Origin of the sequence: Pseudomonas sp. PvP025 (genome assembly GCF_017832155.1) — a bacterium.
Lineage (GTDB): Bacteria > Pseudomonadota > Gammaproteobacteria > Pseudomonadales > Pseudomonadaceae > Aquipseudomonas.
The window spans coordinates 2,868,682-2,893,760 of sequence record NZ_JAFIBJ010000001.1 but is presented as its reverse complement, the minus strand read 5'-3'; the positions used below and the strand labels follow the sequence as shown (position 1 = coordinate 2,893,760).

Genomic DNA, 25,079 nt, shown 5'->3' with positions numbered 1-25,079 from the left:
GAGTTGCAGCCGCAAGCTTGAAGCTTGAAGCTAAAATCCCCCCCATAGAGATCCCATCCCGTCCCATGCGTATCGATCCCCGCCCGTTGCCCGCTGTCTTGCCGTTTCTCGGTGATCTGCCACCGCTGTTGACCCGCCTTTACGCTGCGCGCGGGGTACGCTCCGAGGTCGAGCTGGATAAAAGCCTCAAGCAGTTGATTCCCTATCAGCGGCTCAAGGGCATCGACGCGGCGGTGGACTTGCTGGTGGTCGCCCTGGAGCAGCGCCAGCGCATCCTGATCGTCGGTGACTTCGATGCCGATGGCGCCACTGCCAGCACCGTAGGCACCCTGGGCCTGCGCTTGCTCGGCGCGGCCCATGTGGATTACCTGGTGCCCAACCGTTTCGAGTATGGCTACGGCCTGACCCCGGAAATCGTCGCCGTGGCGCTGCAGCGTGAGCCGCAGTTGCTGATCACCGTGGACAACGGCATTTCCAGCGTCGAAGGCGTGGCGGCGGCCAAGGCGGCCGGGCTCAAGGTGCTGGTCACCGACCACCACTTGCCGGGTGACGAACTGCCGGCGGCCGACGCGATCGTCAACCCGAACCAGCCGGGCTGTGAATTTCCCAGCAAGGCCCTGGCGGGCGTCGGCGTGATCTTCTATGTGCTCATGGCCCTGCGTGCGCGCTTGCGCGACCTGGGTTGGTACGCGGACAAGCCGCAGCCGAACATCGGTGATCTGCTCGATCTGGTGGCCCTGGGCAGCGTCGCCGACGTGGTGCCGCTGGATGCCAACAACCGCATCCTGGTGCATCAGGGCCTGGAACGCATTCGCGCCGGTCGCGCCCGGCCGGGGATCAAGGCGATCCTGGAAGTGGCCAAGCGCGACGCGGCGCGCATCACCTCCACCGACCTGGGGTTTATCCTCGGCCCACGGCTCAACGCTGCCGGTCGCCTGGACGACATGAGCCTGGGCATTGAATGCCTGCTCACCACCGACATTGCCGCCGCCCGGGAAATGGCCGCGCAACTGGACGGCATGAACCAGGACCGCAAGTCCATCGAGCAAGGCATGCAGCGCGAGGCCCTGGCCCAGCTCAAGGACCTGCCGTTGGAGTCGATGCCCTACGGTTTGTGCCTGTTCGACCCGGAGTGGCACCAGGGCGTGATCGGCATCCTGGCCTCGCGCATGAAGGAGCGCTATTTTCGCCCGACCATCGCGTTCGCCGATGCGGGCGATGGCTTGCTCAAGGGCTCGGGCCGTTCGGTGCAGGGCTTTCATATCCGTGACGCGTTGGCCGTGGTTGCCAGCCAGCATCCCAACCTGATCGCCAAATACGGCGGCCACGCCATGGCGGCGGGGCTGACATTGCCCGAGGCGAACTTCCCGTTGTTTGCCCAGGCGTTCGATGCCGAAGTGCGTCGGCAACTGCGCGAAGAAGACCTCACCGGTCGCCTGCTGACCGACGGCACCCTGGCCGTGGAAGAATTTCACCTGGAACTGGCCCGCGCGCTGCGTCATGCCGGGCCATGGGGGCAACACTTTCCCGAGCCGGTGTTCCATGGTGTGTTCCAGTTGGTGGAACAGCGCGTGGTGGGCGAGCGGCACCTGAAGGTGGTGCTCAAGAGCGAATGCGGCTCGGTGAAGCTCGACGGCATTGCATTTGGGGTGGACCGTGAGGTCTGGCCGAACCCGACGGTGCGTTGGGTGGAGTTGGCCTACAAGCTGGATGTGAACGAGTTTCGTGGCAATGAAACCGTGCAGCTGATGATTGCCCACATCGAACCGCGATAAATTTCAGCCTCACCACAAACACATGTGGGAGGGAGCAAGCCCCCTCCCACATAAACCCGCTTCTACATTGGGTTTTGCGTCATTACTCGGCTTTGGCCTGGTGCTTGACGATGATCTCCACCAGGCGCTTGGCCAGCGCCGGGTAGTTTTCATCAAAGTGATGCCCGCCCGGCAATTTCAACGCCTCACCCACCGCCGTCTTGTCGGTGCAGCCGCTCTCGTCGACTTCTTCGGCGCCATAGATGCACACCACTTTCTCCGGTGGCAGCTTGGCCATTTCCGGACCGGTGGCGGCCTCTTTGCCGGCGTTGCCCAGCCAGCCTTCCACTTCGATTTCAAAGCTGCCGGTGCGGGCGAATGCCAGCAGGATGATTGCATCGACCCGTTGCTGTTCGTTTTCCGGCAGGCGGTTGTAGATCGCCGGCAGTACGTCGGCGCCGAACGAATACCCCGTCAGCACGAAGCGCTTGGTGCCCCATTTCTGCCGGTAGTGCTGCATCAGCTCGGTGAGGTCCTTGGCGCTCTGTTCCGGGCTCTTGTGCTGCCAGTAGTAGCGCAGGGTGTCGATGCCCACGACCGGGTAGCCGATCTTGGCCATTTCACCGGCCACGTCGCGGTCCAGGTCGCGCCAGCCGCCGTCACCGGAGAGGAACAGCGTGACGGTATCCTTGGCTTGACCGGCGGGCACTTCGACCACCGGGATGGCCAGACCGCCGTTGTCCGAACCCACCAGTTGCTTGCGCAGTTCGTTGTTCAGCACTTGCGGGTAATGGATGTCGTAGTCGCTGATGCTGGTGGTGGCGCGCGGTGTATCGCGTACGAAGCTGGCGCTTTCATCGTCAGGGTTATCGTTCCACGCCACCAGCCAATTGCCATGGGCGGCGGTTTTCGGCAGCGGGTCCTTGCAGCCTTCCTGCACCAGGGCGAAGCCGACGGAGATGGCGTTGGCCTTGTCGTCGTTCTGAGTGGCCAGCCAGCGCCAGGCGAGGGCGGCGCCAGGGCCAATGCCGCTGACCAGGGTCGCGGGGCCCTTGAGCTGGCCCAGGGCGTTTTGCAGCGCCTGTTCCTGCAGCTTGCAATCGTCCTTGGGCAGGATCACCTGAACGATCTGCGCCTTGCCGCCCTGGCTCAGGGCGATCAACTGGCTGTCGGTGAGGGTGTCGTCCGCCGGCACGGCCACGGCCACACGGGCTTTGGCAGCGGTGGCGGGGGTCACAAGGGTCATCACCGTGCCATCGGCCTGGGGCATCTGCTCCAGCACCGGCTGCGGTGCAGGGCGGGTCCAGTACCAGAAGCCGCCACCTGCGATCAGAGCGAGCAGCACCACGATGGCCAATACATACCGCCAGGAACGTCGAATCATCAGCGTTTCACCAATCCAGTCAAGCCGCCCGCGATCAGGGCGGCGGTATCGGCCAGTGCCACCAGCGGATCAAGTCCGGCGGGCACGGCCATATAACGAGGTTCCCAGTCAGGCTGGAATTTGTCTTTGAAACGGCGCAAGCCTTGGAAGTTATACAGCTGCTCGCCACGGCGGAACACCATCGAACCCAGGCGCTGGGTCAGCGGCGCGCCACGGCGGGGTTGCAGGCCCGACAACGGCACCATGCCGAGGCTGAAGCGGGCGTAGCCGTGGTTCTTATAATGCTGGATCAAGCCGACCATCATGAATTCCATGGTCAGTTTCGGCGCGTCGGGGTGCGCGCGCATCAGGTCGAGGCTGGCCAGGTCGTGGTTGTAGGTCTCGAGCAAATTGGCGAAGGCCACCGGGCGCCCTTCGAAGCGAATGATCGCGATGCGAAAGTGCTTGAGGTAGTCGTCGCTGAAGCGTCCCAGGGAAAACCCTTTTTCGCGCACATTCTTGCCGGTCAGCCAGGCATCGGAGATGACCTTGAGCTCGTCCATTGGCGCCTGGCCCGGTTCGAAGATCTCCAGGGACAAGCCATCGCGAGTGCCGCGGTTCCAGGTGTAGCGCAGGTCCTTCATCTCCTTGCCCTTGGCTTCCAGGTCAAAGCGTTTGAGGTCGACCCGGGCTTCTTCGCCCAGCTTGATCGCGGTGAGGCCGATGTCCATGTAGTACGGCAGGTTTTCAGCGCGCACCTGATAGAACACCGGTCGTGCGTGGTGGATATCGCACAGGTCGCGGAACTGCCAGATCATTTCGGCGCGCGGCTGGGTCGGGCCGATGGGGTCGTACAAGGCCACCAGGCTGCGCCCACGACGGGCATACATGAGGAAGGCTTCGTCGTTGGGGTGGAACAGCAGGGCTTTATCGCCGGTCAGTGCCAGGCCGCCGTCGGGTTGCGATGAGGCCATCAGGATTCGAGTGGCGCGCTCCAGTTCGTCCGGAGTCGGCAGGTGAATGATCGGGCGGGCGGTGCGCAGCAGCCAGGTCAGCGAAACGATCACCAGCAGCACCGCGGCGCCCAGCAGCGAGCGCAGGCCGCGCGGCGCGTTGGCATCGAGGGTGAACTGCCACCACAGCTGATGGCTGTAAGGCACATCCTGATAGGCAAACAGTAGCAGCCAGATCGACGCGCCCAGTACGCACACGCTGGCCACCAGGTAAAGCGGCGAGAACGGCAATTCGGTGAGGCGGCTGGCACGGTAGAACGAGCGTCGGAAGATCGCCAGCAGCACTGCTGTCATGGTCATCAGGCTGGCTTCTTCCCAGTCGAAACCCTTGAGCAGCGAGAGCAGGGCGCCCGTCAGCAACAGCACCATGGTCAGCATCCAGGCGGCCGACAAGCGCCGACGCAGGCCCTGGGCCAGCAACAGGCAGAGCACGCCGATCAGGCTGGCGCCAAAGTGCGAGGCATCAATCAGGCGGTGGGGAATCAGGAAGCCGATGTTTTCCAGGCGTGAGTCGATTTCGGGCGTGGCGCCGGAGAACAGCAGGACCACGCCGGACAAAAAAACCAGTACGGCCAACACTGGCGCCGCCAGCCCTGAAGCAACCCGCAGACTCTGCTGGGTCTGGAACAGGCGCTGGGCTTCATTGACCAGCAGGAACACACAGGCGATCAGCAGCGGCAGCACCACGTAGATCATGCGATACAGCAGCAGCGCGGCAGCCAGGGGGGCAGCGCCGAGCTTGTCGGCAAACGCCGCCAGCAGGATCGCCTCGAACACCCCGACCCCGCCCGGTACATGGCTGAGTACGCCAGCGGCCAGGGCCAGCAGGTACACCAGCAGGAACGGGCCGAAGGGCGGCGCTTCCGGCAGCAACAGGTAAAGGACGGTGGCGGCTGCGGCCACATCCAGTGCGGTGATGATCAACTGCAGGAACGTCAGGCGACGACCCGGCAGGCGCAGGGTGCGGCGTCCGGCCCTGACCAGCAGGTTGTCCGGGTAAGGCTGTTCCGGCAGGCGACGGCGGTAGATGCCGATGCACAGCGCGGCCGACAACAGCAGCACGGCGCCGGCCACACCGCCGAGCAGGCTTTGCGGCAAATGCAGGTAGGTCGAAGCCGCCGGCAGGTTGCTCAAGGTGGCCAGGGCGGCCAGCGGTGGCAGTGCGCAGCCCAGGGCAAGGCTGGCGAACACGGTCATGTGCGCGACTTCCGAGGCGCCGACGCCGTGGCGTGCATATAAACGGTAACGCACCGATCCGCCGGAGAGCATCGACAGGCCAATCGCGTTGCCGATGGCAAAGGCGGTGAAGCCGCCGAGGGCCAGGGTCTTGGCAGGCAGCTTCACCCCGGCGTAGCGTGCGCCGGAAAACTCATAGCCCAGCAGAATGATAAAGCCGGCGACGGCCGCGCCGAACGCACCGAGCAGGGCGGGCCTGGGCACTTCCAGAATCGAATCATGAAGTGCGTAAAGGTCCAGCTCCAGCAGCAGATGCCGACAGGCGATCAGAGCGATAGCGAACAGCAGCAAGGTCACGGCCAGCCCGATGGGCTGACGGTATTTGCTCAACAGGTCCAGCCAGCGCAAACGGCCGGGAGCGATCGGTTGTTCTGCTGTGACGGTCTCTTGTGGTTCAGACGAGTTGGCGCGCATCAATCACCTCGTGGATTGTGCGCGACAGGATGGAGGTATCCAGCCAAGTTACCAATCCCTATGGACAAAATAAGTACGAATATTAACGCGGAACACCGGGGGCGGCGACAGCGGCCATTGGTCGTAGAGGGTAATGCTTGAACATTGAGCATAGCGTGCAATGAGATGGACTCAACAAACCGTGGAGGGTTTCATGAAAGATGCCAGGTCATTGTTTAAGAAGAGCTTTTTCACCGCATACAAAAAAGGCCACTCTTTCGAGCAGCCTTTTCTGATGTTTGGTTGCGGGAGCCGGATTTGAACCGACGACCTTCGGGTTATGAGCCCGACGAGCTACCAGACTGCTCCATCCCGCGTCTGTGGGCGGCATTCTACAGCCCAGCGACGAGGTGTCAACCGTTAATGGGCGGATGCGGAAAATAAGTGTGATTAATCCACTCATATCGCCTAAGTGCTCGATTGAAAACACTTTTATGGAAAGCGGGGGTGTGTGGCGAGCGGGCTTGCCCCGCGCCGGGCTGCCAGGCCGTCCGTTTCGAATAACGCGCGGTCCAGTTGTTGATAAAACAGACACGCACAAAAAAGGCCACTCTTTCGAGTAGCCTTTTTTGATGTTTGGTTGCGGGAGCCGGATTTGAACCGACGACCTTCGGGTTATGAGCCCGACGAGCTACCAGACTGCTCCATCCCGCGTCTGTGTGTCGGCATTCTACAGAGGAACGCGAGTGTGTCAACCCGTAAATTGAAGAAAAGCGCTTGTGGTTCAATTGGTTAGCTCTCCATTGGGGCGCTGTGGGCCGCGCTGGGCCAGCGTGGCCGGGGCTCTAAGCTCTATCGCTGGCCCTGATTCGATTGAGAAAACACATTCATCGGGTAAATTTCCTACCGCTCAGGCGGAAGAATCAAACTACTGGTGCTATATACAGGGGTGAGTGCGATACTGGCCACCCGTTGAAATACACCCCTGTTTATATGACGCAGCGCAAAATCATCCACGTCGACTGTGATTGCTTCTACGCCGCCATCGAGATGCGCGATGACCCGAGCCTGGCGCAAAAACCGTTGGCGGTGGGTGGCTCGGCGGATCGACGCGGGGTGATCGCCACCTGCAACTATGAAGCGCGGGCCTACGGGGTGCGCTCGGCGATGTCGTCACGCCACGCCCTGAAACTGTGCCCGGACCTGACCATCGTCAAGCCGCGCATGGACGCCTATAAAGAAGCCTCGAAGGAAATCCAGACGATCTTTCGCGACTACACCGATCTGATCGAACCGTTATCGCTGGACGAAGCCTACCTGGACGTGTCCGACAGCCCGCACTTTGGCGGCAGCGCCACCCGAATCGCCCAGGACATCCGCCGCCGCGTCTCCAATCAACTGCATATCACCGTGTCCGCCGGGGTGGCGCCGAACAAGTTTCTGGCCAAAATCGCCAGTGACTGGAAAAAACCCAACGGCCTGTTTGTGATCACCCCGGACCAGATCGAAGACTTCGTCTCCCAGTTACGCGTGAGCAAACTGCACGGTGTGGGCAAGGTCACTGCCGACAAGCTTGCGCGCCTGGGAATCGAGGACTGCCTGCAACTGCGGGAGTGGAACAAGCTGGCGCTGGTGCGCGAATTCGGCAGCTTCGGTGAGCGCTTGTGGAGCCTTGCCCGTGGGATCGATGACCGTGCGGTGCACAATGACAGTCGGCGGCAGTCCATCAGCGTGGAAAATACCTTTGATACGGACCTTCCCGATCTTGCCAGTTGCCTGGCCAAACTGCCCGAACTGATGGAAACCCTGGCCGGGCGCATGGCGCGCATCGACAGCAGCTACCGCGCGGGCAAGCCGTTCGTGAAGGTGAAGTTTCATGACTTTACCCAGACAACCCTGGAGCAGGCCGGGGCAGGGCGGGACCTGGAAAGTTATCAACAGCTGATGACGCAGGCGTTCAATCGTGGGGGCAAGCCAGTGCGGTTGTTGGGGATTGGGGTGCGGTTGCTCGACCTCAGCAATGGCAATGAACAACTCGAGTTCTCCTGGTAGAAACTCGGAGCAAACTGTAGGAGGGGGCTTGCTCCCGATTACGGTGGGTCAGCTATATATAAGCTGACTGATCCACCGCTATCGGGAGCAAGCCCCCTCCCACATTTAGATCCTCAGTGTTCCTGAAAGATTAGCGAGCGCCAGGATCCGCCACCAGCCGCCCCGCCTCCTTGGTCAGCGCCTGCAGAAACTCCTGCTGCAACTCCGGATCATTGCGGGTCAGTTCGATCAGGCTCTGCTCCAGCTCACTGGCCTCTTCTTCCAGGCCCAGTTCCGACAGGCGCTTGACCCGGTGCACCCACTGGCTCACTTCGTCATCTTCCAGGTCGTCGAAAATCAGCCCGTGGGCTTCCAGCAACTTGCCGCGCAGGCCACTGCTGACCGCCAGGGAAGCATCCGAATGCACATCGTCCTGGCCATCCTGCACGCTGATCAGCAGGGTGGTGATGTGGTTCAGGTCCTGCTCGGCGAACGGGCTGTCCAACAGGTTCAGGCGCAGCACGCCATTGCGGTCGGTGGTCAGCTCGTGGGTTTGTCTGCCGGCGGTGACCTGCACCGGGCGCTCGCTCCACGGCAGGCTCGAATACTCCAGGCGCTTGTCGCGCTGGACTTCATCGATGCCGGCGAGGTTTTGCTGCGCACGGCCATGGGATTGCACGTTCATGAACGGGTTGAGCCCGTCCACGCCGTAGATCAGCCAGTCGTGGGTCATGCTGTCAGGCAGGTTGCCGAGGGCGAAGATGTTCGCCACGTTGGCGCCCGCGCCCGCCACCAGGGCGACCGCGCCCAGGGGCATCTCATAGAGTTTGCGCCAGGGCTGGTAGGGCGTGTAGCGGTCGTAACGGCGGGTGACTTCGAACTCGGTGACTTCGAAGGTCTTCTGTTCGTGAATGCGAACCCGGCGCTGCGGCAGCTCCAGCACTTTGGGCTCGCCTACATCGATCTGCAGGCTGTGATCGAGCAATTTGCGCTCGACCCGCTCCTCGTGCTCACTGCGTTGTGACATCTGGTTGGCGCAGCCGCTGACCAGCAGCGCGCCGCACAAGGCGGCGCCCCCCAGGGCTCTGGTGTTTCGCTTGAACATGACTTCTCTTGATCTGGTTTTCAGCGACGAATACGCGCCTGAAGGAAAGACAGCACGTCAGCCACCGGCAACGGTTGGGCTTCGGCTTCGGTCCGGCTCTTGTATTCCAGATTGCCATCGGCCAGGCCGCGGTCACTGACCACGATCCGGTGCGGGATGCCAATCAGTTCCATGTCGGCGAACTTGATGCCCGGGCTGGTCTTCTTGTCCCGATCATCCAGCAGCACTTCGAAACCGGCGGCCGTGAGTTCGGCATACAGTTTGTCGGTGGCTTCGCGTACTTGCTCGGTTTCATAGCGCAGCGGCACCAGGGCAACCTGGAACGGCGCCAGGGCGTCACTCCAGATGATGCCCTTGTCGTCGTTGTTCTGCTCGATGGCAGCCGCCACCACGCGGGAAATCCCGATGCCGTAGCAGCCCATTTCCAGGGTGATCGGCTTGCCGTTCTCGCCCAGCACTTCGCACTTCATCGCCTTGCTGTACTTGTTGCCCAGCTGGAAGATGTGCCCGACTTCGATGCCGCGCTTGATTTCCAGGGTGCCCTTGCCATCCGGGCTCGGGTCGCCGGCCACCACGTTGCGCAGATCGGCCACGGTCGGAACCGGCAGGTCACGTTCCCAGTTCACGCCGAAGTAGTGCTTGTCGTCGATGTTGGCGCCGATGGCGAAGTCGCTCATCAGTGCAACGGAACGATCGATGATGATTGGCAGCGGCAGGTTCAGCGGACCGAGGGAACCGGCGCCGGCACCAATGGCGTCGCGCAGTTCGGCATCGGTGGCCATCACCAGCGGGCTGGCCACGCCAGGTTGCTGGGCAGCCTTGATTTCGTTGAGCTCGTGGTCGCCACGGATCACCAGGGCGATCAGCTTGCCTTCTTCCTCGGCACGCACGATCAGGGTCTTGATGGTCTTTTCAATCGGCAGATTGAATTTGTCCACCAGGGCCGCGATGGTCTTGGTCTCGGGCGTATCCACCAGGCGCAGCTCTTGCTCCGCCGCCGGGCGCGAGGTTTCCCGTGGCACGGCTTCGGCTTTCTCGATGTTCGCCGCGTAATCGGAACCGTTGCTGAAGGCGATATCGTCTTCACCGGATTCAGCCAGTACGTGGAACTCGTGGGAGCCGGCGCCGCCGATGGAGCCGTTGTCCGCTTCAACCGGGCGGAATTTGAGGCCCAGGCGCGTGAACACGTTGCAATAGGCCTGGTGCATGCGGTCATAGGTGACCTGCAGCGAGGCCTGGTCGGCGTGGAACGAATACGAGTCCTTCATGATGAATTCACGGCCGCGCATCAAGCCGAAGCGCGGGCGGATTTCGTCACGGAATTTGGTCTGGATCTGATACAGGTTCAGCGGCAGCTGCTTGTAGCTGCTCAGCTCGTTGCGCATCAGGTCGGTGATCACTTCTTCGTGGGTCGGGCCGGCGCAGAAATCGCGGCCGTGACGGTCCTTGAAGCGCAGCAGCTCAGGGCCGTACTCTTCCCAGCGCCCGGATTCCTGCCACAGCTCAGCCGGTTGGGTGCTCGGCATCAACACTTCCAGAGAGCCGGCGGCGTTCATCTCTTCGCGAACGATGGCCTCGACCTTGCGCATCACCTTCAAGCCCATGGGCAGCCAGGTGTACAGGCCCGAGGCCAGTTTGCGGATCATGCCGGCGCGCAGCATCAGCTGATGGCTGATCACAACCGCGTCGGAAGGCGTTTCTTTCTGTGTGGCGAGCAAATATTGACTGGTACGCATGGTAGGCCGTTGTCGGTTGCTTGGACTTGAAATGACTTGGGATTGTACGGGCGCTTGCTGCCGGAGTACAGGCATCAGAACTGAAGGGATTCAGGTGGGCGCTGGCTTGCCTGCGATGGCGTCAACGCGGCGTGCCTGATGTACCGAGGTGTCTGCATCGCAGGCAAGCCCGCTCCCACATTGATCGAGGCGTGTCACTCTTCGGCGGGAGGATTCAACCGCGCCCGCTGATTCTCCTGATACCAGTGCAGCGCAATCAGCAGCAGCGTCGGTACCCCCAGCATGCAGGTGATCAGGAAGAAACTGTGATAGCCGAACTTCTCCACCATCACGCCCGAGTACCCGCCGATCAGGCGTGGCAGCAGCAGCATGATCGAGCTGAGCAGGGCGTATTGGGTGGCGGAGAACTTGAGGTTGGTCAGGCTCGACAGGTAGGCCACGAACGCCGAGGTCGCCAGGCCCGAACTGAAGTTATCCAGCGAGATGGTGAAGATCAGCATCTGCAGGTCGGGGCCCATGTCGGCGAGCATCACGAACAGCAGGTTGGTAGCGGCCGAGGCCACGCCGCCGATGAACAGGATCGGCAGGATGCCGAACCGCACAATCAGCAGCCCGCCCATGCCGGCGCCGAGCAGCGTCATGATCAGGCCGAAGATCTTGCTGACGCCGGCAATCTGGTCCTTGGTGAAGCCCTGGTCGATGTAGAACACGTTGGCCATTACGCCCATCACGGTATCCGACATGCGATAGCTGGCGATCAGCCCGAGCAGCAGTAATGCCTGCCAGCGGTAGCGCAGGATAAAGTCGTTGACCGGCGTGAGCACCGGCGCCAGGCCTCGGCGGCCCATGGCCGACAGGCACAGTGCAGTCAGGGTGATGTAGAGAATGGCGCGCAGGAAGGCGCGGTCTTCCATCAGCAATTGCCACAGGCTTACGCCCTGGAACAGCACGCTGGCGAAATCGGTGTTGTACAACTGGGTGAACATCGCCGGCACCGACACCAGCAGCACGATCAACACAAAGACCGAGACCAGTTGATGCGCAAAACTGTAGCGCCCCGCCTGCAACTGCGTGCGCAGCGGTACGTTGGGTTCACGCATGAACAGGGTGGTCAGCAGCGCCGGCACCATCAGCGCGCCGAACAGCACGTAGGTGCCGGTCCACGCCGAATGCTTATAGTTGAAACCCGTTGAGCCGAAACCCTCGGCAAAGAACAGCGCACCTGCGGTGGCGAGCAGGGCAGCAATGCGATAACCGGACATATAGCTGGCAGCCAGGGCGGCCTGGCGGCTGTCGTCGGCGATTTCCAGGCGATAGGCATCCACCGCGATATCCTGGGTGGCCGATGCAAACGCCACCACCACCGCAATCGCGATCAGCCACGACAAATGTTTTTGCGGGTCGCAAAAGCCCATGCCGATCAATCCGAGGATCACCAGCGATTGGGCCAGGACCAGCCAGGAGCGACGACGTCCGAGTTTGCCGAGCAGTGGCAGGCGCCATTGGTCGAGCAGCGGCGACCAGACCCATTTAAAGGCATACGCCAGGCCGATCAGGCTCGCATAGCCGATGGTCTCACGGGCCACTCCGGCCTCGCGCAGCCACACCGACAGCGTTGAAAACACCAACATGTAAGGCAGGCCGGCGGCAAAGCCAAGCAACAACAGGACAAGCGTCGAAGGGCTGGCATAGGCGGCGAGCGCGGCGCGCCAGGTTTTACGGGGCATGGGCTGGAGTCTGCCTCAGATTCACGGGAAACAAAGCGCGCACTCTAACCGCTGTGCTCTACCGGGCGCCAGCCATGGCGCTGAATATCCACACGATTGTTGCGCACCGTGACGCCCTCAGCGCGTAATCGCGCGCGTTGCTCGTCGCCCGAGGCGCTGCCTGCCGGCAAGCTTATCCGACCACCGGCACCCAGCACCCGATGCCAGGGCAGGCGCGTGTCGCCCGGCAACTGGCTGAGGGTGCGCCCCACCCAGCGTGCAGCGCGGCCCAGCCCTGCCAGGTGCGCCAGTTCGCCATAACTCACCACGCAGCCTTCGGGGACTTGCGCCAGAGTCAGGTATAACGCCGTGCGACGCATGTCGGCGGGGCTTTGCGGGGTGTCGGCAGCTTGGTTCACTGTGGGCCTATCCGTTGAGATCGTCTGTCTGTTTGTAAGAAACGTCTGTAAAAATAAGGGCATTGGTTGAACTGAACATTCATACTTGAGTCAGTGCTAGCTATCTAACACGATAACCGTCCTTTTTTCGCCAACCCTGAGCCCCGAATCCGCTTATGTTGTCCAGAACCCTGCTGTGCCTCGCTATTTTCAGCGCCTCAACCCCCGTGCTCGCCGATACCGTCTGGTTGAAGAACGGTGACCGCCTGACGGGCAAGATCAAGGTCTTCGATGGCGGCAAACTGCTGATCCAGACCAGCTATGGCGGCGCCATTCCGGTGGACTGGAAACAGGTGAAAACCCTGGAAAGCGACCAGGAACTGCTGGTCAAACAGGACGCCTACAGCGGTGAGAAGGCCAAGTCCCTGAAGCCTGCGGATGACGGCAAAGTGATACTGGCCAATGGCGAAGCGCCCAAGACCGTCGAGCTGGCAAGCATCCAGCAGATCCTCACGCCCAAGCCTGTGATCCAGGACCTGGTGTGGAAAGGCAACGTCGACATGGCCCTGGACTACAAGCGCGCCGAACGGGACACCAACGACTACGACATCGATTTCAAGACCACTGCGCGCCATGGCCAATGGCGTCATACCGGGCAGGGCGAATACAACCGCGAGTTTCAGGACGATGTCACCACCACCGATAACTGGGCCCTGGAATACGACCTGGACCGCTTCATCACCGAACACTGGTTCTGGCAGGGGCGCCTGACCTACAAGCGCGACAAGGTTGAAGAGCTGGCGCGCCAACGCACCGTCGGTACCGGCCCGGGCTATCAGTTCTGGGATGACGAACTGGGCGCGTTCTCTCTCGGCTCGCTGGTCAACCGCACCGATTACGAATATGCCAACGGCGGCAAGGACAACTTCTATTCCCTGGCCATGAAGTGGAACTACAACCGCTACCTGATTGGCAAGACCGTGGAGTTCTTCACCAACGGCGAATTGGGCAAGCCGATCGACGCGCCGGCCGACTACTCGCTGGATGCGGAAATCGGTCTGCGCTACAAGGTCACCGAATGGGCGTCGCTCAACCTCAAGGCCGAACGCGATGTGGTCAGCGGTGAAGAGCAAAGCGACTTGAGCAAAACTCGCTACACCGCAGGCTTTGGCGTGGCCTGGTAATAAAGTCGAGCACACTGCGGGATCGTTGCTGGCAACCGGCGCGTAGATTGATTACCTTGTGTTGAGATCCATTCCCATAAACCATGGGCAGCGGAATACATGAGGAGTCATACGTTGAGCGCGCAGGTTGCCAAAAATGCCCGAGAGCTGTTGCTCAAGGAATACCGTGGGGCTCTCTCCACCCTGTCCAAAGCCATGCCCGGCTTTCCGTTCGGCTCGGTCGTGCCGTATTGCCTGGACGAGCAGGGCCGGCCGTTGATCCTCATCAGCCGGATTGCCCAACACACCCATAACCTGCAAAAAGACCCCAAGTGCTCGCTGCTGGTGGGTGAGCGCGAGGCGGATGATGTGCAGGCCGTGGGGCGTCTGACTTACCTCGGCGAAGCCGAAAAGCTCGAAGACGCCGCTGCCATCGAGGCCGCTGCCGAGCGCTATTACCGCTACTTCCCTGATTCTGCCAACTATCACAAGGCCCACGATTTCGACTTCTGGGTACTCAAGCCGGTGCGCCACCGTTATATCGGCGGGTTCGGCGCGATTCACTGGGTCGACCAACTGACCCTGGCCAATCCGTTCGCCGGCAAGACCGAACGCAGCATGATCGAGCACATGAACAGCGATCACGCCAAGGCCATTGCCCACTACGTGCAACTGGGCGACTTGCCGACCCGCGAGCCCGCGCAATTGGCCGGCATCTACAGCGAAGGCCTGCACCTGCGTATCGGCCAATCGCTGCACTGGTTGCCGTTTGCAACGCCTTGCAACACGCCGACACAAGTGCGCGAGGCCCTGGTTTCACTGGCCCATGCCCAGGCCTGGCCGAAAAAAGAGCCTGCCAGCGCTTGAATTCACACAATTGCGACGTCATCTAGGGTGGACTGGCAAGGCATTCTTGCGTTGAGGAACCATTTGATGCGCCCTTTTTTATTGCTCTTTCTGCTGTTCCCGGTGTTGGAGCTGTTCGTCTTCGTTCAAGTCAGCAGCGCAATCGGGTTTTTCCCGGCCCTGTTGCTGATCATTCTCGGCTCGATGCTCGGCGTACTGGTGCTGCGCGTCGCCGGCCTGGCCACGGCGCTGCGCGCCCGTGAAAGCCTGAACCGCGGCGAACTGCCGGCCCAGACCATGCTGGAAGGCCTGATGATGGCCCTGGCGGGCGGCCTGTTGATCCTTCCCGGCTTCATCAGTGATGCAGTCGGCCTGGTGATGCTGCTGCCGTTCACTCGCAAACGTCTGGCCGGCAAGATGCGCCAGCGTGCCGAAGAGGCTGCGATGCGCCAACGCGCGTTCGCCGACGACCTGCAACCCCGAGGTGGCCCGGCACCGCGCCAGCCTCTTGGGCGTGAAGGCGACGTGATCGAAGGCGAGTTCGAACACCGCGACAACAAATAACGCTTCACTGACACGGCACCCTCGGGTGCCGTGTTGCTTTGGGCCGCAGATGCAAAAAAAACCGTCTCGGCCCCTTGTAATAAGCTTATGCGCCCTTATGTATCGGTCACCGAAAGGTTTTCTGGTGGCAACGCCAGACAGACTTCCGCGTCTTGCCTGGCGAGACGCGACCGGCATAGCCGGATTACAACCCGCCGGTACTGATACCGGCCGATGAAAAACACAATTAGGAGAGATCGACAATGAGCAAGCTTCGTCCTCTGCACGACCGCGTCGTAATCCGTCGCAGCGAAGAAGAAAAGAAAACCGCTGGCGGTATCGTTCTGCCAGGTTCGGCTGCTGAAAAAGCCAACCACGGTGTGATCGTCGCTGCAGGCCCAGGCAAGACTCTGGAAAACGGTGACGTCCGTGCGCTGGCCGTTAAAGTCGGTGACAAGGTTGTATTTGGCCCTTACTCGGGCAGCAACACTGTGAAAGTCGACGGCGAAGACCTGCTGGTTATGGCTGAGAACGAGATTCTCGCTGTTCTGGAAGACTGATTTCCCCGCTCATTTTCCCGTTACTACAAAGTATTTAAGGAATATCGATCATGGCTGCTAAAGAAGTTAAATTCGGCGATTCCGCCCGCAAAAAAATGCTCACCGGTGTCAACGTCCTGGCTGACGCAGTAAAAGCGACCCTGGGCCCTAAAGGCCGTAACGTGATCATCGAGAAGAGCTTCGGCGCTCCGACCATCACCAAGGACGGCGTTTCCGTCGCCAAGGAAATCGAGCTCGAAGACCGTTTCGAAAACATGGGCGCGCAGCTGGTCAAAGACGTTGCCTCCCGTGCCAACGATGACGCAGGCGACGGCACCACCACCGCTACCGTGCTGGCTCAGGCAATCGTCAACGAAGGCTACAAGGCCGTCGCTGCCGGCATGAACCCGATGGACCTCAAGCGCGGCATCGACAAGGCGACCATCGCCGTTGTTGCCGAGCTGAAAAACCTGTCCAAGCCATGCGCTGACACCAAGGCTATCGCTCAGGTCGGTACCATTTCCGCCAACTCCGACAGCTCCATCGGCGACATCATTGCCGAAGCCATGGAAAAAGTCGGTAAAGAAGGCGTGATCACCGTTGAAGAAGGCAGCGGCCTGGAAAACGAACTGTCGGTTGTAGAAGGCATGCAGTTCGACCGTGGCTACCTGTCCCCGTACTTCGTCAACAAGCCTGAGACCATGGTTGCCGAGCTGGACAGCCCGCTGATCCTGCTGGTCGACAAAAAAATCTCCAACATCCGCGAAATGCTGCCGGTGCTGGAAGCTGTTGCCAAAGCCGGCCGTCCGCTGCTGATCGTTTCCGAAGACGTTGAAGGCGAAGCCCTGGCGACGCTGGTCGTGAACAACATGCGCGGTATCGTTAAAGTTGCCGCCGTCAAGGCGCCGGGCTTCGGTGACCGTCGCAAGGCCATGCTGCAGGACATCGCCGTATTGACCGGCGGTACCGTTATCTCCGAAGAGATCGGCCTGAGCCTGGAAAGCGCCACCCTGGAAAACCTGGGCAGCGCCAAGCGCGTGACCATCTCCAAGGAAAACACCATCATCGTTGACGGTGCTGGCGTTGAAGGCGACATCCAGTCGCGTATCAACCAGATCCGTGCCCAGGTTGCCGAAACTTCCTCGGACTACGACCGTGAAAAACTGCAGGAACGTCTGGCCAAGCTGTCCGGCGGCGTTGCAGTGATCAAGGTTGGCGCTGGCTCCGAAGTTGAAATGAAAGAGAAGAAAGCCCGCGTTGAAGACGCCCTGCACGCAACCCGCGCAGCCGTCGAAGAAGGCGTGGTACCTGGCGGTGGCGTTGCGCTGATCCGTGCTCTGGAAGCGCTGACCAACCTGACCGGCGACAACGCTGACCAGAACGTCGGTATTGCGGTACTGCGTCGCGCTGTTGAAGCACCGCTGCGCCAGATCGCTGCCAACTCCGGCGACGAGCCAAGCGTTGTGGTCAACGAAGTCAAGAACGGCAAAGGTAACTACGGTTACAACGCTGCAACTGGCGTCTACGGCGACATGATCGAAATGGGCATCCTGGATCCTACCAAGGTGACCCGTTCGGCATTGCAGGCAGCAGCCTCCATCGGTGGTCTGATCCTGACCACCGAAGCCGCCATTGCTGACAAGCCGAAGGCTGAAGGCTCGGCTGGCGGCGGTATGCCAGACATGGGCGGCATGGGTGGCATGGGCGGCATGATGTAAGCCAGCCTTACCCCTGTACCGAAAGCCCCGCCTGCAGTGATGCAGGCGGGGCTTTTTTATATTCAAAGTCTGCTGTCAGCGTGCACCAATGGTGGGTACCACCTCCGTTGGCGCTTTCCAGCCCAACAGTCGCTGCTTGAACCCATAGCTGGCTGCCTGATAGTAGGTGATCGCCCGCTGGATCAACGGGTCATCGCTGCCCACGCGCAACTCCAGGCTCTCGTCCAAAGCCAGGTTGTGGCGGCGCAGTCCCAGTCGCGGGCTGAGGATCGCCAGGTCCTTGCCGTCAAACAGACCCAGATGCTGATAGTTACCCACTACAACGCGTGCAGGAAGCGGATTGTCCTGCAGCAGGTTGCGGCCAAAGAATGTCGACTCATAGCTCAGGTTGATCAACCCCAACAACGTGGGCGCCAGGTCGATCTGGCTGGCCAGTTGCGCAGTTTCGCGCGCATCGATCAGCTTTGGCGCATAAATAAACAGTGGAATCTGGTAGTTGGTGATAGGCAGGTCTTCCTTGCCTGCGCTGCCAGCGGTGTGGTCGGCGACGAACACAAAGATCGTGTTGTCGAACCACGGCTTCTGACGTGCTGCTTCAAGAAATTGGCCGATAGCGTGGTCGGTGTATTTCACCGCACCGTCGCGGCCATTACCGGATTTGATATCGATGCGCCCGTCCGGGTAGGTATAGGGGCGGTGATTGGAGGTGGTCATCAATTGCAACAGGAAAGGTTGCTGCCTGGCGTAATCGGCATCGGCCAGTTTCAGGGTTTGTTTATAGAGATCCTCGTCGGCCATGCCCCAGGCATTTTTAAACGAGATTTCTGCCTCGGGCACGCTGCTCTGGTCCACGACCCGATAACCGTTGCCGCTGAAAAATGCATTCATATTGTCGAAGTAACCGCGCCCGCCGTAGACGAACACGCTGTCGTAACCGATGGCCGAGAGTTGTTGGCCAAGGCTGGCGAAACCGCTTTCGCGGCCAATGCGCTTGACGATAGAGCGTCCCGGGGTAGGCGGGATGGCTAGCGTGATGGCCTCCAGTCCGCGGTCGGTGCGGGTGCCGGTGGCATAGAAGTTATTGAAGTACAGGCTTTGCGAGCGTAACGCGTCCAGGTTTGGCGTCAGATTGCGACCGTCGCCGTTGCTGCCCATGTACTTGGCGCTGAAACTTTCTATGGTCACCAGCACGATATTGGGTTTACGCAGGGTGCCCGGGTTGGTGATGGCGCGACGGATATCGAGTGGGTCTTGGCTGATGAAGCGTGCATTAGGTTCGCTGAGTTCGACACGCAATTGTTTGGCGACCACCTCAGTAGGCAAAGTCGTATAGAACTTTGGATAATCCAGTTCGTTGTTACGAAAGGCGGCAAAGAACTGATACGGTCCATTGCTTGCCAGTTCGTTGTTGTAGGCGTTGCCGCCCTGGGCGCGCGGGCTGTCCTGGCTTATCAATTGCAGACTCGCGCCGGCCACCATCATCAGGGCAAGGGCATTCAGCAGACGGTCACGCGCGGCGGGCAGCGGTGCGTGCATTGCAGCATTGAACGGTTTGCGCAATGCGACGCTGAAGACAAGGGCCAGCATCGCCAGCAGGCTCAGTAGCTTGCCGATCGGGTACGACTCCAACAGGTTGTTCAGCACCTCATCGGAGTACACCAGGTAGTCGACGGCGATAAAGTTGAAGCGCACGCCGAACTCGTCCCAGAACAGCCACTCGGCCACCGCAGTGAACAGCATCGCAAACAGACTCACCGTGAGCACCGCTTGCAGGAACCAGCGATGGCCACGAAGGCGCCACATCGCAGGCGGGCATAGCAACACATACAGTCCCAGCGGCAGGGCCGCATAGGCCAGGAACCCAAGATCGTAAAGCAGTCCCACGCCGAACACCGGCAGCAGATTGCCGCCGACCTCATTCATGTGGGTGATGAGCAGCACGCTGCGGGTAAGCAGGAAAACCAGTAACCAGGCACCGGTTATCAACAGCAAGTACCGCATAGGAGCGGTTTTGAAAAATGCCATGTCTATATTCCTTATATCGATGGGCGGCGATCTTCAGCCTGAGGCTGTGGTCAACTTGTGAAGCTATAGTGAAAATCTCGTTTGTCCATGCGATCAGTTGAAAACTGTTATCGAGCGCCGTTTCGGCTCTATCCCTCAGCCACACTTGCCCTTAAGCTGCGCGAGCCAACATGGCCGTTACCGCGTACGGAGACATTGCCCATGCGAATTTTATTGGTTGAAGACAACCGCGATATCCTCGCCAACCTGGCGGATTATCTGGGGCTCAAGGGCTATACCGTCGACTGTGCGCAGGACGGTTTGTCGGGCCTGCACCTGGCCGCGACCGAGCATTACGACCTGATCGTGCTCGACATCATGCTGCCGGGCATCGACGGCTACACCCTGTGCAAACGCCTGCGCGAAGATGCGCGGCGTGACACGCCCGTCATCATGCTCACCGCCCGCGACCAGTTGGATGACCGCCTGCAAGGCTTCAAGTCCGGCGCCGATGACTACCTGCTCAAGCCGTTCGCGCTGTCGGAGCTGGCCGCACGTATCGAAGCGGTGCTGCGCCGTGCCCAGGGTGGCGGACGCCGTGCGCTGCAAGTGGGCGACCTGAGCTACGACCTCGACACCCTCGAGGTAACCCGCGAGGGCCGCCTGCTCAAACTCAACCCGGTCGGCCTCAAGCTGCTGGCGGTCTTGATGCAGAAGAGCCCCCACGTGTTGCGTCGCGAGATCCTCGAAGAAGCGCTGTGGGGCGACGACTGCCCGGACAGCGACAGCCTGCGCAGCCACGTCCACCAATTGCGCCAGGTGATCGACAAGCCGTTTGCCAAGCCGCTGCTGCAAACCGTGCACGGCGTGGGTTACCGCCTGGCCGAGGGTCGAGATGGAGTTTAAGCAAAGCCTTGCCCAGCGGATCATCATCGCGTTTGCCCTGATGAGCGCGCTGGTGGCGGGGGCCTTCGCCATGGGCATCGTTGCCACGGTGCACCTGGTGGAAGAGAAACTCATCTCGGCCGGCCTGGGCGGCGACCTGCAGCGCCTGCTGATGATGGACAGCGTCGAAGACTGGCGCCACCGTCCCGAGCCGGACCAGCTGTTTTATTTCAGCGGCGGGCCGGGCGACTTCGAACTGCCCAAGGACCTGCGGCACCTGGAGCCGGGTTTCCATGAGGTGTTTCGCGAGTCGCTGTCGTATCACGCCATGGTCGAAGTGGTGGATGGCCGGCGCTATGTGTTGCTGCAGGACCAGAGCGATTTCGAGGAGCGCGAGCGTGTGCTGTTTGCCGTGGTGCTGGTGGGCTTTGTGCTCAGCCTGGCGCTGGCGGTATTCCTCGGCTGGGTGCTGGCGCGAAAAGTGATGGCGCCGGTGGTACGTCTGGCGCGTCAGGTACGCCACCGCGACCAGTTGCTCGGCCTGGCACCGCCCCTGGCGCCGGATTATGCGGCTGACGAAGTGGGTGAACTGGCCGTAGCGTTCGACGCCACCCTGGGCCGCCTGCGCCAGGCGCTGTCGCGCGAGCAGCTGTTTACCAGCGACGTGAGTCACGAATTGCGCACCCCGCTGATGGTGCTGGCCAGCTCCTGCGAACTGCTGCTGGAGAACCCGGCGATCGATCAGCGCGGACGCAACCAGGTGCAGCGCATTGCCCGGGCCTGTGAAGAGATGCGCGAACTGGTGCAGACCTTCCTGATGCTCGCCCGCGCCGAACACAGCGAGGAAACCATGTCGCCCCAGGTGACCTTGCCGCAGGTGGCTGAAGACCTGCTCGGGATCTGGCGCGAGCCCATCGAGCGCAAGGGCCTGGAACTCATCTACCACCCGGGCAGCCCGCTGGACACACGTTACAACACCACCTTTTTGCACGCGGTGATGGGCAATCTGTTGCGCAACGCTTTGCACTACACCGAACACGGCTTTATTCGCCTCACCCTTGAACCCAGCGGGTTCGTGGTGGAGGACTCCGGCGTCGGCATTCCCGAGGAAAAACGCGAAGCGATGTTCGAGCCCTTCGTACGCGGCACTGGCAGCGAGAAGCGCGGCGAAGGCCTGGGGCTCGGGTTGTCGCTGGTACAACGCATCTGCGAGAACCAGGGCTGGAGCGTCAGCTTGAGCACCATGGAGCCCAGCGGTTGCTGCTTTCGTGTCGAGCTGAACCCGCCCAAGCTGTAAGCGCGGCATGCAGGGGCGAATACATTCGCTCCTGCAGTTTTCAGTAACGTCTTGAAATGTATCGGAATAGACAGGACAAGTTTTTCACACTTGATTGACCTGTTGATCACAGTTCGCTGCTTAAGGTTGCAGGCATCAGTGACCGGAGACTTAAGATGCCTTCCCCAATCAAGCTTGAATTTTCCGAAAAGTACGATGATCAGCATGCGCAGAATTATTTGCTCAAGCATCAGGACAATCTGGCGCGTCGACTGTCCCACAAACGCGACGAACAATTGGCACGCGGTGCACTGGCCATGGCCGGTGAGCCAGGCCTGGTGCTGGACCTGCCGTGTGGTGCCGGACGTTTCTGGCCGCTGCTGGCCGAAAAGCCCAACCGTGTGATCATCGGTGCGGACAATTCCGCATCCATGTTGAAGGTCGCAACGCTGGCCCAACCGGCGGATGTGGTGAAACGGGTACGGCCTTTGCAGACTTCAGCCTTTGATATTGATTTGCCAGACAGTTCGGTCGACAGCATTTTCTGCATGCGCCTGCTCCACCATATCGGTGATCCGGCGCACAGGCTGGCGATTCTGCGGGAGTTCCAACGGGTTACCCGTGACAGCGTGATCATTTCGCTGTGGGTGGATGGCAATTTCAAGGCCTGGAAACGCAAGCGCGCCGAGGTCAAACGTCGCAGGAAAGGTGAGCAGGACGGTTACCAAAACAGATTTGTGTTACCGGCTGCTACTGTTGAGGCAGAATTCGAGCAGGCCGGTTTCCGTGTTCAGGAATCCCTGGATTTCATCCCGCTCTACGCCATGTGGCGAGTTTATGTATTGCGCAAGAGGTAACAGGATGGCAGTTGAGTGCGTAGCAGGCAGTCATGTAGCTCCCGAGGAGCGATTTGATTATTTCTGGCGCCAGCAGGGCGAGTGGGTCGAGGAACCCAACCGTCGACGTGGCGGTGAGAGCGGTGTGCAACGTGTCGTCAGCGCCAACGGTCGCTTGCTCTACAGCAAGCGCCAGACCGGGCATATCTACCGTAGCTGGCTGCACCCGTTCGGGCGCCCGACCGTGTTGCGCGAGCGCGATGCGCTCAAGGGCTTGCGGCTATTGGACGTGCGAGTGCCCGAGATGGTGTTCTGTGAGGCGCGTCGCGACCCCGAACACCAATGGAAAGCCTTATTGGTGACGGCATCGCTGGATGGTTTCGACGAGATCGAAAACTGGTACGCCGCCGGCGGCCGTGAACAGTATGGCGAAGCGGTGCATGAGCGCCTGCTCAAGGAATTGGCCGAAACCCTGGCCCGCATGCATAAAGGGCGCTGGCAGCATGGTTGCCTGTACATCAAGCATGTGTTCGTAAAAGTGACAGGCGACGTCGACTCGGCCAAGGTGGAAGTGGCACTGCTGGACTTCGAAAAATGCCGCCAGCGGTTGACCGCTTATCGCGCCGCCTCCCACGACATGCTGCAACTGCGTCGCCATTCGTCGTTCAGCGATAGCGACTGGAAGAAACTGAGCTATTTTTACGAGACGGCGTTTGGCAGCGCTATCAAGGGTTTAACCAAATGAAGCTAGAAATAGCACGAGGTTTGTTTCTGGTCGGGGCGTTGGGCGTGTCAGCCCTTGCCCTGGCTGCATGGGAGCAGCCTCGGACACAGGTGCTCAGTGCAACTCAAGGCAGCGGGCAATGCCTGCTGCCGCGGGTTGCCAAGGCGAATGTGGCGGCCAGGCCCGATCATGATTTGCTGTTGTTCATGTTCGGGATGTCCCAAGGGATGAGGCCGCAAAGTTGAAGCGATTGAAACCCCCGAAAGGGCCTTACTCCGTGAGGCCCTTTTTTTGTGGGCAACGGATCTGAAATCAACGCCCATCACCTAGGGGAACGGGCTTGGTGTGGCGAGCGGGCTTGCCCTAATGCCGTTCAGTTAAGGAAAATTTGTGGGCTTATTGTGGCGAGCGGGCTTGCCCCGCGTTGGGGTGCGAAGCGCCCCCCATCGAGCAAAACGCGGTGTACCTGATACGGCTCAGCGCCTGGCTTTGGGGCTGCTGCGCAGCCCAACGCAGGACAAGCCTGCTCGCCACAGGGAATCTGCGCTTAACTGAACGGCATTAGGGCTTGCCGCGCGTTGGGCTGCGCAGCGGCCCCAAAACCAGCCTCCGCGTAGTATCAGGTATACCGAGGGTTTCCTGATTGGGGGCGCTTCGCAGCCCAACGCAGGACAAGCCCGCTTGCCACAGAGGCGTCGTCATGGCGCAGATCAGACCAGGTGCAGGTGGTTATCCCAAAGCCCCGCCGGCAACTCCAACGGTTGGGCGACCAGCTGTTTCTGTCGGCAATCGTAGAACCGGCAGCGCCCCTGACCTGACGTCACTACAAACCCATCCGCCACCGCTCCCACACCCGCGCAGTCAGGCAACGGTCCATCCAGGCGCAGCTCACCGCTGTCCATGTCCCAGATAAAGAAGCGATTGCCCCGGGGCGCGGTCAACGCCACCAGGCGCAGCTCACTGTGCACGGCGACGCTGGCGGTGTAATGCCCCATCGCCTGCAACTGCTCATCGGCCACCGGGAACGCCACGAAGGGCTGACCGGGACGTTTGATCGCCAGCAGCTCGGAACGCTCCTGGGATGGCCCCATGAATTGCTGCCCGGTGAGGATGGTGCCATCGCTGGCGATGCCCATATGGCGCACGCTGTTCATCGGCTGGGCGAGGGTCTCCTTGCTGATCAGCGTACCGTCGCGCTGCATCAGCACCAGGCTCGGCTCCATGGCGTTGAGGTTCATCTCCACACGGCTTTCGGCCTCGGTGCGAATACCGCCGTTGGCCACCACCAGGGTCTCGCCATCGGGCATCCATGACACCTGATGCGGGCCGATGCCGTGGGTGGACAGCTCGCCACTGTGCACCAGTCGCTCGCCTTCGAAGCGGTACACGCCGAGCAGACCACGACCGGGGTCGCAGGTGTCGTTCTCGGTGGCGTACAGCCAATCGCCGCCTTTGTGAATCACCGCATGGCCGTAGAAATGACGGTTGGCGTTGGCGGTGAGGGTCTGCAGCAGTGCGCCATCGCGCAGGTCGATCAGGTAGCTCTCGGTGCCCGGACGACGGGGGACAAACAGCGCAATCGGCCGCGTCGGGTGGTTGATGATGTCGTGGCAGCGCTGGCCGACCTGGGTGGCAAACACCGGCTTGCCGTCCAGGCGGTAGCCCACGGCGTAGTGGTTGCCATCGGCATCATCGCGCGCCGACAGCAGCAGCGGGCCCTTGTCCTTCTGCTTGAACAATGTCCAGCCACCAAGGGTGAGGGCGCTGAGCAATACGCTGCCCACCGCCAAAGCCTGTCGCCTGAGCATCA

Annotated in this window: 20 protein-coding genes and 2 tRNA genes; 12 read left to right on the top strand and 10 right to left on the bottom strand. The window is 61.0% G+C overall.

Annotated elements, in window-relative coordinates; genetic code table 11:
* Positions 1 to 65 precede the first annotated feature (65 nt).
* The gene (gene recJ / locus JOE32_RS12250; protein WP_209984417.1) at positions 66 to 1,775 is read left to right on the top strand and encodes a single-stranded-DNA-specific exonuclease RecJ; all 1,710 of its coding nucleotides are present in this window, start codon (positions 66 to 68) and stop codon (positions 1,773 to 1,775) included.
* Between the two features lie 82 nt (positions 1,776 to 1,857).
* On the opposite strand, the gene JOE32_RS12245 is transcribed toward recJ, so the two are convergent.
* From JOE32_RS12245 to JOE32_RS12230, 4 genes are all read right to left on the bottom strand, one after another.
* A complete protein-coding gene (locus tag JOE32_RS12245) occupies positions 1,858 to 3,138 on the bottom strand; it encodes a virulence factor family protein (protein WP_209984413.1) in 1,281 nt (426 codons plus the stop codon).
* Positions 3,138 to 5,780, bottom strand: coding sequence for a bifunctional lysylphosphatidylglycerol flippase/synthetase MprF (mprF, locus tag JOE32_RS12240; RefSeq protein WP_057007228.1), 2,643 nt, complete (start codon positions 5,778 to 5,780; stop codon positions 3,138 to 3,140). The genes JOE32_RS12245 and mprF overlap by 1 nt, the downstream gene beginning before the upstream one ends.
* A 279-nt stretch (positions 5,781 to 6,059) precedes the next feature.
* Positions 6,060 to 6,136: transfer RNA gene (locus JOE32_RS12235), tRNA-Met, on the bottom strand.
* Between the two features lie 260 nt (positions 6,137 to 6,396).
* A tRNA-Met gene (locus JOE32_RS12230) sits at positions 6,397 to 6,473 on the bottom strand.
* A 279-nt stretch (positions 6,474 to 6,752) separates the two neighbouring features.
* Here JOE32_RS12230 and dinB point away from each other — a divergent pair.
* Complete coding sequence (dinB, locus tag JOE32_RS12225) at positions 6,753 to 7,811, top strand: DNA polymerase IV (RefSeq protein ID WP_209984412.1); 1,059 nt, start codon at positions 6,753 to 6,755, stop codon at positions 7,809 to 7,811.
* Between the two features lie 130 nt (positions 7,812 to 7,941).
* On the opposite strand, the gene JOE32_RS12220 is transcribed toward dinB, so the two are convergent.
* The 4 genes from JOE32_RS12220 to JOE32_RS12205 all read right to left on the bottom strand — a co-directional run bounded on the left by JOE32_RS12220 (position 7,942) and on the right by JOE32_RS12205 (position 12,717).
* Complete coding sequence (locus JOE32_RS12220; RefSeq protein ID WP_003238890.1) at positions 7,942 to 8,895, bottom strand: hypothetical protein; 954 nt, start codon at positions 8,893 to 8,895, stop codon at positions 7,942 to 7,944.
* Positions 8,896 to 8,915: 20 nt separating this feature from the next.
* Positions 8,916 to 10,631, bottom strand: coding sequence for a proline--tRNA ligase (locus JOE32_RS12215; protein WP_209984409.1), 1,716 nt, complete (start codon positions 10,629 to 10,631; stop codon positions 8,916 to 8,918).
* 194 nt (positions 10,632 to 10,825) lie between these two features.
* Positions 10,826 to 12,358 (bottom strand): AmpG family muropeptide MFS transporter, encoded by a 1,533-nt coding sequence (locus tag JOE32_RS12210; RefSeq protein ID WP_209984406.1) that lies wholly within the window; start codon positions 12,356 to 12,358, stop codon positions 10,826 to 10,828.
* 44 nt (positions 12,359 to 12,402) lie between these two features.
* The gene (locus JOE32_RS12205) at positions 12,403 to 12,717 is read right to left on the bottom strand and encodes an MGMT family protein (protein WP_245229295.1); all 315 of its coding nucleotides are present in this window, start codon (positions 12,715 to 12,717) and stop codon (positions 12,403 to 12,405) included.
* A 194-nt stretch (positions 12,718 to 12,911) separates the two neighbouring features.
* Here JOE32_RS12205 and JOE32_RS12200 point away from each other — a divergent pair, with 194 nt between their 5' ends.
* The 5 genes from JOE32_RS12200 to groL all read left to right on the top strand — a co-directional run bounded on the left by JOE32_RS12200 (position 12,912) and on the right by groL (position 17,544).
* Positions 12,912 to 13,919, top strand: coding sequence for a DUF481 domain-containing protein (locus JOE32_RS12200; protein ID WP_209984400.1), 1,008 nt, complete (start codon positions 12,912 to 12,914; stop codon positions 13,917 to 13,919).
* 114 nt (positions 13,920 to 14,033) lie between these two features.
* Positions 14,034 to 14,765 (top strand): DUF2470 domain-containing protein, encoded by a 732-nt coding sequence (locus JOE32_RS12195; protein ID WP_209984397.1) that lies wholly within the window; start codon positions 14,034 to 14,036, stop codon positions 14,763 to 14,765.
* Between the two features lie 66 nt (positions 14,766 to 14,831).
* A complete protein-coding gene (locus JOE32_RS12190; RefSeq protein ID WP_209984393.1) occupies positions 14,832 to 15,308 on the top strand; it encodes an FxsA family protein in 477 nt (158 codons plus the stop codon).
* A gap of 242 nt (positions 15,309 to 15,550) precedes the next feature.
* Positions 15,551 to 15,847 carry a co-chaperone GroES gene (locus JOE32_RS12185; protein ID WP_003175874.1) on the top strand — a complete coding sequence of 99 codons (297 nt, stop codon included), beginning with the start codon at positions 15,551 to 15,553 and terminating at the stop codon, positions 15,845 to 15,847.
* Between the two features lie 50 nt (positions 15,848 to 15,897).
* Complete coding sequence (groL, locus tag JOE32_RS12180; protein WP_057007219.1) at positions 15,898 to 17,544, top strand: chaperonin GroEL; 1,647 nt, start codon at positions 15,898 to 15,900, stop codon at positions 17,542 to 17,544.
* A gap of 75 nt (positions 17,545 to 17,619) precedes the next feature.
* Here groL and JOE32_RS12175 read toward each other — a convergent pair whose 3' ends face one another.
* Positions 17,620 to 19,569 (bottom strand): LTA synthase family protein, encoded by a 1,950-nt coding sequence (locus JOE32_RS12175; protein WP_209984390.1) that lies wholly within the window; start codon positions 19,567 to 19,569, stop codon positions 17,620 to 17,622.
* 201 nt (positions 19,570 to 19,770) lie between these two features.
* On the opposite strand from JOE32_RS12175, the gene colR reads away from it, so the two are divergent.
* From colR to JOE32_RS12150, 5 genes are all read left to right on the top strand, one after another.
* Positions 19,771 to 20,454 carry a two-component system response regulator ColR gene (gene colR / locus JOE32_RS12170; RefSeq protein WP_003175870.1) on the top strand — a complete coding sequence of 228 codons (684 nt, stop codon included), beginning with the start codon at positions 19,771 to 19,773 and terminating at the stop codon, positions 20,452 to 20,454.
* Entirely contained in the window at positions 20,444 to 21,730 is a 1,287-nt protein-coding gene (locus JOE32_RS12165) for a HAMP domain-containing sensor histidine kinase (RefSeq protein ID WP_209984387.1), read from the top strand. Before colR ends, JOE32_RS12165 begins: the two co-directional genes overlap by 11 nt.
* A 155-nt stretch (positions 21,731 to 21,885) precedes the next feature.
* Positions 21,886 to 22,566: a class I SAM-dependent methyltransferase gene (locus JOE32_RS12160; protein ID WP_057007217.1), complete on the top strand. Its 681-nt coding sequence runs from the start codon at positions 21,886 to 21,888 to the stop codon at positions 22,564 to 22,566.
* A 4-nt stretch (positions 22,567 to 22,570) separates the two neighbouring features.
* A complete protein-coding gene (locus JOE32_RS12155; protein WP_209984385.1) occupies positions 22,571 to 23,290 on the top strand; it encodes a lipopolysaccharide kinase InaA family protein in 720 nt (239 codons plus the stop codon).
* A complete protein-coding gene (locus tag JOE32_RS12150) occupies positions 23,287 to 23,514 on the top strand; it encodes a hypothetical protein (RefSeq protein ID WP_057007215.1) in 228 nt (75 codons plus the stop codon). Before JOE32_RS12155 ends, JOE32_RS12150 begins: the two co-directional genes overlap by 4 nt.
* A gap of 465 nt (positions 23,515 to 23,979) precedes the next feature.
* Here JOE32_RS12150 and JOE32_RS12145 read toward each other — a convergent pair whose 3' ends face one another.
* Positions 23,980 to 25,077, bottom strand: coding sequence for a DUF1513 domain-containing protein (locus tag JOE32_RS12145; protein ID WP_209990493.1), 1,098 nt, complete (start codon positions 25,075 to 25,077; stop codon positions 23,980 to 23,982).
* Between the last annotated feature and the right edge of the window lie 2 nt (positions 25,078 to 25,079).

Bases quoted from the DNA above. Each gene is read 5' to 3' on its own strand.
- JOE32_RS12210 (WP_209984406.1), bottom strand. From the start codon at position 12,358: ATGCCCCGTAAAACCTGGCGCGCCGCGCTCGCCGCCTATGCCAGCCCT.
- JOE32_RS12215 (WP_209984409.1), bottom strand. From the start codon at position 10,631: ATGCGTACCAGTCAATATTTGCTCGCCACACAGAAAGAAACGCCTTCC.
- dinB (WP_209984412.1), top strand. From the start codon at position 6,753: ATGACGCAGCGCAAAATCATCCACGTCGACTGTGATTGCTTCTACGCC.
- JOE32_RS12200 (WP_209984400.1), top strand. From the start codon at position 12,912: ATGTTGTCCAGAACCCTGCTGTGCCTCGCTATTTTCAGCGCCTCAACC.
- recJ (WP_209984417.1), top strand. From the start codon at position 66: ATGCGTATCGATCCCCGCCCGTTGCCCGCTGTCTTGCCGTTTCTCGGT.
- JOE32_RS12205 (WP_245229295.1), bottom strand. From the start codon at position 12,717: ATGCGTCGCACGGCGTTATACCTGACTCTGGCGCAAGTCCCCGAAGGC.
- JOE32_RS12185 (WP_003175874.1), top strand. From the start codon at position 15,551: ATGAGCAAGCTTCGTCCTCTGCACGACCGCGTCGTAATCCGTCGCAGC.
- JOE32_RS12155 (WP_209984385.1), top strand. From the start codon at position 22,571: ATGGCAGTTGAGTGCGTAGCAGGCAGTCATGTAGCTCCCGAGGAGCGA.
- JOE32_RS12190 (WP_209984393.1), top strand. From the start codon at position 14,832: ATGCGCCCTTTTTTATTGCTCTTTCTGCTGTTCCCGGTGTTGGAGCTG.
- groL (WP_057007219.1), top strand. From the start codon at position 15,898: ATGGCTGCTAAAGAAGTTAAATTCGGCGATTCCGCCCGCAAAAAAATG.
- JOE32_RS12245 (WP_209984413.1), bottom strand. From the start codon at position 3,138: ATGATTCGACGTTCCTGGCGGTATGTATTGGCCATCGTGGTGCTGCTC.
- mprF (WP_057007228.1), bottom strand. From the start codon at position 5,780: ATGCGCGCCAACTCGTCTGAACCACAAGAGACCGTCACAGCAGAACAA.
- colR (WP_003175870.1), top strand. From the start codon at position 19,771: ATGCGAATTTTATTGGTTGAAGACAACCGCGATATCCTCGCCAACCTG.
- JOE32_RS12160 (WP_057007217.1), top strand. From the start codon at position 21,886: ATGCCTTCCCCAATCAAGCTTGAATTTTCCGAAAAGTACGATGATCAG.
- JOE32_RS12220 (WP_003238890.1), bottom strand. From the start codon at position 8,895: ATGTTCAAGCGAAACACCAGAGCCCTGGGGGGCGCCGCCTTGTGCGGC.
- JOE32_RS12175 (WP_209984390.1), bottom strand. From the start codon at position 19,569: ATGGCATTTTTCAAAACCGCTCCTATGCGGTACTTGCTGTTGATAACC.
- JOE32_RS12145 (WP_209990493.1), bottom strand. From the start codon at position 25,077: ATGCTCAGGCGACAGGCTTTGGCGGTGGGCAGCGTATTGCTCAGCGCC.
- JOE32_RS12165 (WP_209984387.1), top strand. From the start codon at position 20,444: ATGGAGTTTAAGCAAAGCCTTGCCCAGCGGATCATCATCGCGTTTGCC.
- JOE32_RS12150 (WP_057007215.1), top strand. From the start codon at position 23,287: ATGAAGCTAGAAATAGCACGAGGTTTGTTTCTGGTCGGGGCGTTGGGC.